This is a genomic window from Sutterella wadsworthensis, assembly GCF_003315195.1.
Lineage (GTDB): Bacteria > Pseudomonadota > Gammaproteobacteria > Burkholderiales > Burkholderiaceae_F > Sutterella > Sutterella wadsworthensis.
Map to the genome: position 1 here is coordinate 44,314 of NZ_QNRV01000010.1, position 10,781 is coordinate 55,094.

Here is a 10,781-nt window from a genome sequence, read left to right on the forward strand (position 1 = left end):
GATTTTTTTTACTGCTTTGCTTCTGTCTTTTCCGTCAGAGCCTTGCGCTGAAAAGCCGCCAGTTCGGCATTCCCTTTTTTTGCCAGCGCAAGGAGTTTGGCGAGGTCACCTTCAGAAAACGGATCTCCCTCGGCAGTGCCTTGAATTTCGACATACTTTCCGGCACTTGTCATGACGACATTCATATCCGTGTCGGAAGCACTGTCCTCAACGTAATTCAAGTCCAGCACCGGTTCGCCGGACCACATGCCTACGGATACCGCGCTCACCTGTGCGAGGATGGGATCCTCAGAGATCATGCCCTTGGCGAGCATCCAATCCACGGCATCGCGAAGGGCAATCCAGGCGCCTGTAATCGAAGCGCAGCGCGTGCCCCCGTCGGCCTGCAGCACATCGCAGTCGATCTGAATCGTATGTTCACCGAGCTTTTTGCGGTCCACAACGGCGCGCAGACTCCGGCCAATCAAGCGCTGAATCTCCTGCGTGCGTCCCGTCTGTTTGCCGCGGGCCGCCTCACGGTCGGTGCGGGTACCGGTGGAGCGAGGCAGCAGCCCATATTCAGCCGTCACCCAGCCTTCGCCTTTGCCGCGAAGGAAATTCGGTACGCCGACCGTCACACTGGCGGTACAGAGCACATGCGTATCACCCGCACACATGAGAACGCTGCCTTCAGCATATTTGGTGAAGCGCCGAGTAATTTCAACCGGGCGGAGCGCATCAACTGCACGACCGTCGGGGCGCGGAACGAAAGCTTCTTTGGGTGTAGTCATCATCTTTTCAAGCATAAGTGCATTTGACGCACTGATCTGCGCATCAATATTCATCATCTTGCGAAGCGTCATTATCGTCGAACGGCGAACCCTGTATCCGCAGGACTATGCGCCCTGCTTTCGCTCGGATTCTGTTTCTGACAAACCTAAAGATGCTTGAAAGCTTCAATCCCGCCGGCCGGCGCTCTACAATTCGCAAACCTTGAAGTTAAGTCAGCTTCACTCATTTTGGGTGGATGCAGCCCCCCTCCACCCTCCGCTATTCTGAAGGAGCAAAAGTTTCCATGCCTTCAATTGCCAGCATGACGGGCTATTTCGCCGCGGACGGGATGACGCCCGCCGGTACCGTCACCGTTGAATGCCGTTCCGTCAACTCCCGTTTTCTTGATCTCACGCTTCGTCTTGACGACACGCTGCGCTTTGCCGAACCCGCTATTCGCGAGCGTCTGCAAAAGCGCCTCACGCGCGGCAAAGTTGAAGTCCGCATGTCGCTGTCAGCCGATGAATCGGCGCTGCCGGCTCAAATTAATGAAAGTGCGCTGAAGCGCCTCCTTGAGCTGCAGTCCGCCGTGCTGCGTCATTCTCCTGAAGCGGCGGAACTTTCCGTTTCAGAAATCCTTGAAATGCCGGGCATCGCCCATACCGCTCAAACGGATAAGGACGAACTGCTGCAGGCAGTTCTTGCCGTTCTCGACAAGACTCTGGACGGCTTCATCGCCGCCCGTGAACGTGAAGGCGCTGCGCTCGCCAAGGTCATCAACGGCTATATGGACAAGATGACGTCCGTCGTTAAAGAAGTCCGTGCGGCTATTCCGCAGATCCTTGCCCAGCTGCAGGCCAAACTCGCTGCACGCCTTGAAGATGCGTTGTCTCAGACGCTCACTCAGCAGGGAACGCTGACGAAGGAAGAAATTACCGAACGGATCCGCCAGGAAGTCACGCTCTACGCCATGCGCATGGACGTTGACGAAGAGATGAACCGCTTGACCACTCATATTGCTGAAGTTCGTCGTCTGCTGGCCGCTGGCGGCGCTGTCGGACGCAAACTGGACTTCATGGCGCAGGAGATGAACCGCGAAGCCAATACGCTGGGCTCCAAGGCTGCTGCCATTGAAATGACGCAGGCTTCGCTCTCGCTCAAGATCACCATTGATCAGATGCGCGAACAAATTCAGAATTTGGAATAAGGAAGGACGAACATGCCTGAAGTGAGCATTAGTGAACATGCCCGCAAAACCCGCCATCCCGGACGACTCTTTCTCGTGACGGCACCCTCTGGTGCCGGCAAGTCGTCACTCGTCAATGCGCTTCTCGCTCGTCAGCCTAACATCAAGCTTTCAATTTCCAATACCACGCGCGACCCGCGGCCCGGTGAAGTGAACGGCCGCGAATACCACTTCGTCACCGAAGACATGTTCCTCGAGATGAAGTCGCGCGGTGAATTCCTCGAAAGCGCTTACGTCCATGGGCACTACTACGGCACGAGCCGCCCCTGGATCGAGTCCCAAATGGCTCGGGGCAATGACGTGCTCCTTGAAATCGATTGGCAAGGCGCTCGTCAGGTGCGCGAAAAATTTGAAGGGACCGTCGGCATCTTCATCCTGCCGCCCTCGATTGAGGCGCTTGAATGGCGGCTGCACCATCGCGGCACTGATTCTCCCCAGACGATTACACGTCGTCTGATGGGCGCAGGCGCCGAGATTGCACATGCTCCAGAATTCGAGTACGTTATAATTAATGAAGAATTTGATACGGCTCTGGCGCAGCTCGAAGCTATCGTAACAGCGAGCCGCCTCACTTATGAACAGCAGGCGCTTCGTCACCGCGACCAATTCGCCAATCTCGGCGTTCCGGTCTAATCTCCTGACGATTGAACCTGCCGCTCTTCAAACGAGCAGCATTCTCTTAAAAAATTTCTTTTACTGGGAGCGCATTCTCACTATAGAGGAGCGCTCTTCATTTTCCGCTCAAGATAAAAATGGCCCGCATTACTGTTGAAGACTGCCTGAAGAAAATCCCCAACCGCTTCCAGATGGTTTTAGTTGCCGCCTACCGCGCACGTCAGCTCTCTCAGGGCTATGCGCCGAAGATCGATGCCAAGGACAAGCCCGGCGTTATCGCACTGCGCGAGATCGCCGACGGATTGATCGGTACGGACATGCTTAAGAACGTCCGCTGATCCTCTCTAGGCGCGCTTCAGGACGGCCGGAAAGCCTCTCTGCTAAGGGGAGACGCCGGCCGTTTGTCGTCTCTTGGAAAAATAACTGCGTCCCTATAAAGATGAATACGCGACATTTCGCTGCAATCGCGCCACAATGGTAGGCAGATAAAAGAACTGGAATCAGAGCAATGGCCCTCGACAACCTTCCTGCTTTTCCCGACGACATGTACGACACCGCTCATGATGGTGCCGTTCCGCAGCCCGTCACACCGCGTAAGCCCATTTCGCCCTTTAGCTTCACGAAGCACCTTACGCGTACGCCCGTGCCGGTAGCCGTCGTTCCGGAAGATCTGCCCGACGCGGACCTGCCGCTCTTCACGCCGCAGCCTCCCGTTGGCGTCGTAACTGCTCAAGCATTGGTTGATACTTGCCGCAGCTATCTATCAAATGCCGACGTTGAAAAAATTCGCGAAGCCTACCGCTACGCCGACAACGCTCATTTGGGACAGTTCCGCAAATCCGGAGAGCCCTATATCACGCACCCGATTGCCGTTGCTTCCATTCTGGCGTCTTGGCGCATGGACGCCGAAACGATTGAAGCGGGCCTTATGCATGACGTGCTTGAAGATACCGGCACCAGCAAGCGGGAAATGGCCGAAAAGTTCGGCATTGAAGTGGCTGAACTCGTCGACGGCGTCTCCAAGCTCGATAAGCTCCGCTTTTCTTCAAACGAAATTGCTCAGGCCGAAAGCTTCCGCAAGATGCTGCTGGCCATGGCTCGCGACGTTCGAGTGATTCTCGTGAAGCTCGCTGACCGCATCCACAATATGCGTACGCTTGGCGTCATGCGCCCTGAAAAACGCGCCCGCATTGCTCGCGAAACGCTCGATATCTATGTGCCTATCGCACACCGTTTAGGGCTTAACAATGTGTTCCGCGAACTGCAGGAACTTTCGTTCGCGAACCGCTACCCCTTCCGCTACAAAGTTCTCTACGCCAATGTTCTGAAAACGCGTCAGGCTCGCCGCGAATTCCTCGAAAAGATGATGGAGGATACTCGTACGGCACTTCTCAAAGCCGGTATTCCTTGTCGAATCCTCGGTCGTGACAAAACCATTTACGGCATCTACAACAAGATGCGCGAAAAGCATCAATCCTTTTCGGACGCGCTCGACATTTACGGCTTCCGACTCGTTGTGAAAAATCTTGACGACTGCTATCTCTCGCTCGGAGCCCTTCATCGCCGTTTCAAACCCGTTCATTCGCGCTTTAAGGACTTTATTGCCATCCCGAAGTCGAACGGCTACCAAAGTCTGCACACGACAGTGATTGGTCCGGACGGCACGCCGGTTGAGTTTCAGATACGAACAGAGGAAATGCACCGTATCGACGAAAACGGCATTCTCGTTCATTGGCTCTACAGCAGCAGCGAAGACACTTCTGACTTGCAGTCCCGGACAGCTGCGTGGCTTCAGAATTTGCTTGAAATCCAGCGCACCAGCACGGACAGCACAGAGTTTCTTGAAAATATCAAAGTCGACCTTTTCCCCAACCGCATTTACGTCTTCACGCCGAAGGGCAAGATTATTTCGCTTCCCAAGGGATCTACAGCCATCGACTTCGCCTACGAGATTCACACCGACGTGGGCAACCATACGCAGGCCGTTCGCATCAATGGCGAAGCCAAACAGCTTTCAACTGCGCTTCGTAACGGCGACCTTGTTCAAGTTGAAACCTCTCCGGATGCGCACCCATCCCCCGAATGGCTCGAATACGTGCATTCCGGCCGCGCCCGCGCGGAAATTCGTCAATATCTGCGCAGCTGCCAATTCGATGAATCAACGAAACTTGGCCGTCTAGCACTCGAAGCCCTGGCCAACGAACAAAAGATTGACTTCACTACCATTCCGATTTCGATTGAGGAGAAGCTTCTCAAGGAATTTGGTGCCGACAGTCTTGCCTCGCTATACGCCATGATCGGACTCGGCAAGGCTCTCCCTGCCGCGGTTCTTCATCGACTGCGCTCGCTTATGCGCGAGGAGAATCTGGATTCCTCCGGAGAAGAACTCCCTGCCGTCATCATCAACGGCAACGAAGGCATCGCCCAGCATCTTGCGGTCTGCTGCCATCCGATTCCCGGTGACGACATCACGGGCTACAACCGCCCGGGACTTGGACTCACAGTACATCGTGAGGACTGCCCGCATGCCGCCCGCGGCAAGCAGGCGGATCCCAACCGTTGGATGCATCTGGAATGGGGCCCAACGAAGCAGGGAGCCCACTTCTCAGTACCGCTTGAAGTTCGCGTGAAGGACGCACACGCCGGCCTCGCGACTGTGGCCGCTGCCGTGGCCGAAGCTAATTCGAGCATCACTGCGGTAACGCTCGATGACTCTCAAGGCGAGCATATCGTGCATGTAACGGTTTTAGTGCGCGATAAAAATCACCTCATTCATGTCATGCGCACGATTCGTCAAAATGACGTTGTTATCAAGGTCAAACGCAGTCTTGAGGAAGGCGTTTCTACCAAAAAGAAAATCAATTAAACCGGTCTCAAGAACCACCGCACCTTGAACTGCGACTCTAACAAGAAGGGACGATTTTGAAGCTTCAAATCGTCCCTTCCTCATTGGCCTTTTGTGCCGACTTTACGGTACCGGCTGCTGGTCGGTATAGGTAACTTCAAGAATTTCCAACGTATCTACGCCGGCTGGATGCGTGCTTGTAGCCGGCGTCGGGAGCTTCACTTCGTCGCCTTCATGACGACGAAGGAATACACGCGCAATGGGACTAATCCAACTCACATCGCCGTGTTCTGCATCTGCTTCATCGATTCCAACAATGCGAATCTTGCGCTCTTCACCACGCTGATTGCAGTAAAGAACCGTAGCGCCAAAAAAGACTTGATCCGTTTCTGGATGAGCCGCAGGATCAACAACCTCAGCTGACTCAATACGTTTATTCAAAAAGCGAATGCGGCGATCAATCTCACGCAGTCGTTTTTTGCCGTACAGATAGTCACCGTTTTCGCTGCGATCACCGTTGCTGGCCGCCCAAGCCACAACATTCACGACATCAGGACGCTCAACATTCACTAGATGTTCACGTTCATCAAGTAAGCGGCGATAGCAAGCCGGCGTCATGTAATTCTTAGTATTGGGGGGAAGTCCCGGAAGTTTCACTTCTTCATCATCACTATCAGCCATGATGCATCCTTTACAGCTTTAGGAGCACTGACACTCAATACCCCAACACTCTACTTCACTAGAGAATCTTCAAAATTATTGTCCGTTGCATTCAGGAACAGCAAATATGTCGGTTCAAGACTGCATAACGACAAAACCGGAAGGTCCGATGGAACCTTCCGGTTGAAATTCTGGTGGGAGGAGAAGGATTAACCCACCCTCTCTCACTAGGAATTCCAGTACATCTATAAAATGTTATACCATCTGTTATACCATCCGGCGCGGCCTTAACTGGAACGCCACAGCAGAGATCATAACGCTACGAGCTATAGCACAGAAACTGGCGTGTGTGCGTCTTTTGCATACCAGTTAATCGTGAGTAGACACTAGGGCGTCGTGAACTGCGGCGTTTCTAAGAAGTAGGCTGCGACCTTCTTCGATAAGTTCGACGCTTTCTCTGAGAAGGTTTTCGCATCGGGCAACTGCTGCCTGCTCAAGGTTACAGGCAGCGGCGCTGGCTTTTCGCAGACGACTTTCATATGCCCGGCGCATCCTGTCAGCATCACGGCGAATACGATCAAGGTCAACGTCAGCAGCAGCGACTTTGTCCAAAGCTGCAACAAGTCTTTCATAATTTTTTCTTCCTTGCGTCACCCGTGCAACAGCTTCTGTCTTTTGCAAATTGGCCATTTCTGCATCTGCTACGTAACCTCTAGTCGTGTAGCCCGCCATAAAACTCACGCTCATAAGCATCAGTGCGACTACAGTCTGCCAATTCACAGCTCAATACCTTCCATTTGCGCCCGATTTCTCAGCACGCGACAATACGCGCCCATACGACTTAACTGGTTTTGGTAAAGATTTCGGCTGCAAGCTGGAGCGAAATTGAGCCGGCCAGCCTCCCAAGCCTCACACATATCTCTGAGCTTGAGAGTTCGAATGCGTATTTGGTAATACTCCGCTTTGAAGCGCTCTTTGTAATCCGGAGAGTTCATCAGATCGATAGTGTCTGCGAGTGTCATTTTGCGGATACGTTCGTCCTGAGCTCGCAGCAGGCTTTGCGACATTTTGCGAATTTTGACCATTTCAGCATTTCCGCATCAAGTCTGCTTCTCTGCGGCGGCGGGCAACAAGCCCCGCCAAACCGCCATTGGTAACGTCCAAAAACTCATCGGCGGCACCGTCGTAGTCTTTTGCATTCAGCGCGCGCAGCATCTTGGGACACTTATCGACGACACCTTGCGCTCCCAAGTTGTATGCCAAGCTCAGTAGCGCAATGAACTGATTTGCTGAAACAGGGACGTTGATGTACTTTGCAAGGCCGGTTTGTGCAGACTGCAAGTCACTGCGAATCCACGCATCGGCCTGCGCCTTGGTGCAGGTGTCTCCCTCTTTGACGCCGCCTGTGTGCCCCCACCCGATCGTCCACACGCCTTTCGGGCATTTGTATGCTTTGAGACGCAGCGTTTCTTCAGCCTTGACGAACGCCATAGCCAGCTCGTAGCGATAGCTTCCAAAACTTTTCACTTCAAGTCCTCCCTGTCTACGCCGAGTCGCTTTTGGATCACCACCTCAGCAAGTCGTATCGCTCTGGTCCCACCCCAACCCGCCACGCCTGCAAGGCTCCCGCAAAGCTCTGCCGGGAATCCTTGATAGGCAAGAATCTCATAGCAAACAAGGCCACTTACAGCACTTATCGCTCCGTGAAGAAAGAACTCTCGCCATATGAATTGCTTTCCTTCTTGCACTTTCAGTAGGTACGAGAGCCAACCGCAAAAAACGGAAAAGAAGCCCGTCATAACTAAGACCCACCATTCGTGAAGTTGCTTGTCCGGCATCCTTTCACCCCACAATGACGTAGCAAAGGGCGAAGCCAAAAACAAATGTCACCGCACTGACAAAACCCCAAAAGATACGCACCTTGCGTCGAGTCTCTGGATCCAGTTTTGCTTTTTCAGCATCAAGTGCTATGACGAACTTCCGTCGTGCAGAATCCGTGAAGCCTTGTACGGCAAGACCAATTTTTCTGAAAATTTCTTTGCGTGTCATAACTCCTCTCTTTTGATAGAGATCACTTACGCTGTATATCCCCAAGGCGGAGGAGTGGTGCTCAAATAAAATGGACCGACTTCGCCCCTAAGAGCAAGTTCTTGTAAAGTACCAACTAAAACTTGCATTGCCGCCCAGCGTTCAAGATTTTTATTAGCCTCCATTGCGTACCATCCTCTGGCATTTTCTGGCGGAGTATACGGATTAAGTTTGAAAGTATATTGTTTTATATTCGGTAGCCCAAAATATATAAAAGCTGTCTGATACTCTTCATTAGGCTCTAATAAGCAGTACAGAGATACAAACTTTCTACTATTTATTTTAGAAGTCGCCCCGGACAGCTTAAAGATCTTTTTACCGTCAATACTTGTTGGGGATAGTTTTCCTATACTCTTCGACGGATAGTATCCAACTTCTTTTAACCTTGAAGCTTTTGTAATAACCCCCGGAATAAGTAAATATTCAACACCTGAAGAGTTAATCAACAACAGCTCTTTATTAAACATTAGCGATACTCCTTGGGCACTTGAGTTCTCTCTAACTCACTCTCATAAGCCTGTCTGCAATGGTCTGGCTGCCAGAAAAACAAAGCATTAATTATCTTCTCAGGCCACTTACGATCTTTAAGTGCATGACGATGTGCTCTGGCACTGAGAGTTTCATCAGCCATGTCCCAGATCAGCGTATTAATCAGCTGATCCAGAGCAATAAGCACCTGAAGCCCATCAGGATGCTTTACCTTCATTCAGCTTTCTCCTCATAAGGCTTTGTCCACATCTTCCCCATCTCCTGCATAGAGAGAGCAAGAGCCTGAGCAAGCTGTGCTTTTGTTACAGTAGCGACGGTGTTGTCAGCCAACACCCAAACTGTAGAATCCTGACCAGCCGCTTCAGCTGCGGTTAACGCCCTAGCCATGCGGCTCTGCGCTATTTCATCACCGTCAAAGGTCATTCCGTCAACGGTGACTTTGATCGCTTTGACGGCTTCTTCACGCACTCGCTTCGCTTTTCTTAAATCGTATTGTGTTTTTTGCAGTTCAGTAAGAGAGGCGTAATATTCTTGCTCTGGGTCGTATTCTCTTGAAATAACATCGAACCCGAACCTGCGAAAATCTTCAACGGTTTCGGCTTCACCAAAGCCTATACGTTCTTCAATACCAATATATTGTCGGACTGCGTATAGACTTTTAAATTCCTTTTCTCTATAAATATATTTAGTCGCCATTACGCCCCCTTAATTTGGGCTGCAATACCTTTGCCATTAAGGGCACAAAAAACTACAAAGCTCCCTTTTTTCAAAGTTGGAGCGGTGTCTCCTGCCCAAGTCCAATTAGCGCTTAAAACAACCGTTGGCGTTTCGGCATCTAATCGCACTACCTTCGTGAAGCCTGCATTGGCTGAGGGGCTCTGCGCCGTAATTGTCCCTGCCACTGCCTGCATATCTGGAGAGTCATGAGTAATGGTTGTTGCCTTAATCGCCGTTACAGGAGTTTCATATCCTGCCAATGCACCTCTGACGCCAACTTTGAGCACCAAATCTTTCACAGCGGGGATCTCCGGCTTATTCTTAATGAAGCTCTTGGCAGACGAGTTGGTCTCCTTCCAGTCCGCCTGCAGCTGACCTGCGGCAGATTGGCCTGCGGCATCTTTGGCTTCCTTCGCCGAAACCGCCGCTGCAGATGCAGAAATGGCCGCTGCAGCTTGAGATTTTTGCGCGGTCATCGCATTGTCTGCGGCCTTTGCTGCGGCTGTCGAAGCGTTGCTCGCAAAACTTCCTGCAGAAGAAGCGCTTCCGGCTGCAGAGGATGCACTCGCGGCCGCCTCAGTTTTTGACTTCACAGCAATTTGAGTAGAAGCGCCAGCGCGCTTTGCGTACTCTCTTGCAGAGTAAAGCGCGGTTTCTCCAGAGCCCTCTACAGGCTCAACATCTTGCGCCGCCCATTTCTTTGCCAAAGCCGCTTGCGACGCAGACAACGAGGCAGACGTGGCAGATGCAGATGCGGAATTAACCGCGGCAGATTTTGAAGCCGTCGCATTTTCTTCAGAACTCTTGGCCGCCCTCTCGCTCGTTTTCGCAGCCGCCGCACTCTCAGCCGCTGCAGACTGAGAATCGGCTGCAGATTTTGCCGACGATGCGGATGCTGAAGCTGATGCTGCCGCACTGTCTTTTACTTGCCAAAGCTCCTGTATCAACTGCTCTGAAGTTTTTTCAGTGGTAGCGGGGACCGTCAATGCCCTTTCTTGCTTCTCCGCGAGCTGTTGAATTTGAGCCGTTGCACGGTCAAGGGCCTGATTAAGGATGTCAGGATAGAACCCGCCTCGATTTGTCAGCACTACCGGCTGCAGATATGGAACCGCAGAAATAATGGTGAGGATACTGCCAATAGATAATGGAGATACAAGGACGACCGCACCGCCAGGATTCACATCCTGATCAACTGAAAGCGTAACTACAAAATCCGCTGACGGCAGGACTGTTTCTGTCTTCCCTCCGTCAACGGAAAGCACTGGGCGAACCTGAGACGAGTCAAATACTTTGAAATTAAAAGGAAACTCCGTCTGCTGTCCGTTGCCATGGTAAGGCCCCGCGCGACGGACTTCTGTGCTGATAGCCATG

Annotated in this window: 15 protein-coding genes; 4 read left to right on the forward strand and 11 right to left on the reverse strand. The window is 52.2% G+C overall.

The window, feature by feature from the left end; translation table 11 throughout:
* Window positions 1-8: 8 nt before the first annotated feature.
* A complete protein-coding gene (gene rph / locus DES29_RS05900) occupies window positions 9-785 on the reverse strand; it encodes a ribonuclease PH (protein WP_201638824.1) in 777 nt (258 codons plus the stop codon).
* A gap of 269 nt (window positions 786-1,054) precedes the next feature.
* Here rph and DES29_RS05905 point away from each other — a divergent pair, with 269 nt between their 5' ends.
* The 4 genes from DES29_RS05905 (at window position 1,055) to DES29_RS05920 (ending at window position 5,477) form a co-directional block, all read left to right on the forward strand.
* Window positions 1,055-1,957, forward strand: coding sequence for a YicC/YloC family endoribonuclease (locus DES29_RS05905; RefSeq protein ID WP_113854574.1), 903 nt, complete (start codon window positions 1,055-1,057; stop codon window positions 1,955-1,957).
* Between the two features lie 12 nt (window positions 1,958-1,969).
* Window positions 1,970-2,629, forward strand: coding sequence for a guanylate kinase (gmk, locus tag DES29_RS05910; RefSeq protein ID WP_016473713.1), 660 nt, complete (start codon window positions 1,970-1,972; stop codon window positions 2,627-2,629).
* A 119-nt stretch (window positions 2,630-2,748) separates the two neighbouring features.
* Entirely contained in the window at window positions 2,749-2,949 is a 201-nt protein-coding gene (rpoZ, locus tag DES29_RS05915; RefSeq protein WP_005431767.1) for a DNA-directed RNA polymerase subunit omega, read from the forward strand.
* Window positions 2,950-3,119: 170 nt separating this feature from the next.
* Entirely contained in the window at window positions 3,120-5,477 is a 2,358-nt protein-coding gene (locus DES29_RS05920) for a RelA/SpoT family protein (protein WP_005431769.1), read from the forward strand.
* Window positions 5,478-5,579: 102 nt separating this feature from the next.
* Here DES29_RS05920 and greB read toward each other — a convergent pair whose 3' ends face one another.
* The 10 genes from greB to DES29_RS05970 all read right to left on the reverse strand — a co-directional run bounded on the left by greB (window position 5,580) and on the right by DES29_RS05970 (window position 10,780).
* The gene (greB, locus tag DES29_RS05925) at window positions 5,580-6,137 is read right to left on the reverse strand and encodes a transcription elongation factor GreB (RefSeq protein WP_113854575.1); all 558 of its coding nucleotides are present in this window, start codon (window positions 6,135-6,137) and stop codon (window positions 5,580-5,582) included.
* Between the two features lie 348 nt (window positions 6,138-6,485).
* Entirely contained in the window at window positions 6,486-6,896 is a 411-nt protein-coding gene (locus tag DES29_RS12360) for a hypothetical protein (protein WP_147145871.1), read from the reverse strand.
* The gene (locus DES29_RS05935) at window positions 6,893-7,201 is read right to left on the reverse strand and encodes a crAss001_48 related protein (RefSeq protein WP_113854577.1); all 309 of its coding nucleotides are present in this window, start codon (window positions 7,199-7,201) and stop codon (window positions 6,893-6,895) included. Before DES29_RS05935 ends, DES29_RS12360 begins: the two co-directional genes overlap by 4 nt.
* A 1-nt stretch (window position 7,202) precedes the next feature.
* Window positions 7,203-7,643, reverse strand: a complete 441-nt coding sequence (locus tag DES29_RS05940; RefSeq protein ID WP_113854578.1) for a lysozyme — start codon at window positions 7,641-7,643, stop codon at window positions 7,203-7,205.
* Complete coding sequence (locus tag DES29_RS05945) at window positions 7,640-7,954, reverse strand: phage holin family protein (RefSeq protein WP_113854579.1); 315 nt, start codon at window positions 7,952-7,954, stop codon at window positions 7,640-7,642. The genes DES29_RS05940 and DES29_RS05945 overlap by 4 nt, the downstream gene beginning before the upstream one ends.
* A gap of 4 nt (window positions 7,955-7,958) precedes the next feature.
* Complete coding sequence (locus tag DES29_RS05950) at window positions 7,959-8,165, reverse strand: hypothetical protein (RefSeq protein WP_113854580.1); 207 nt, start codon at window positions 8,163-8,165, stop codon at window positions 7,959-7,961.
* Between the two features lie 26 nt (window positions 8,166-8,191).
* The gene (locus tag DES29_RS05955) at window positions 8,192-8,671 is read right to left on the reverse strand and encodes a hypothetical protein (protein ID WP_113854581.1); all 480 of its coding nucleotides are present in this window, start codon (window positions 8,669-8,671) and stop codon (window positions 8,192-8,194) included.
* Window positions 8,671-8,910, reverse strand: a complete 240-nt coding sequence (locus DES29_RS05960) for a hypothetical protein (protein ID WP_113854582.1) — start codon at window positions 8,908-8,910, stop codon at window positions 8,671-8,673. Before DES29_RS05960 ends, DES29_RS05955 begins: the two co-directional genes overlap by 1 nt.
* Complete coding sequence (locus tag DES29_RS05965; protein ID WP_113854583.1) at window positions 8,907-9,389, reverse strand: DUF4376 domain-containing protein; 483 nt, start codon at window positions 9,387-9,389, stop codon at window positions 8,907-8,909. Before DES29_RS05965 ends, DES29_RS05960 begins: the two co-directional genes overlap by 4 nt.
* A complete protein-coding gene (locus DES29_RS05970; protein WP_113854584.1) occupies window positions 9,389-10,780 on the reverse strand; it encodes a hypothetical protein in 1,392 nt (463 codons plus the stop codon). The genes DES29_RS05965 and DES29_RS05970 overlap by 1 nt, the downstream gene beginning before the upstream one ends.
* Between the last annotated feature and the right edge of the window lies 1 nt (window position 10,781).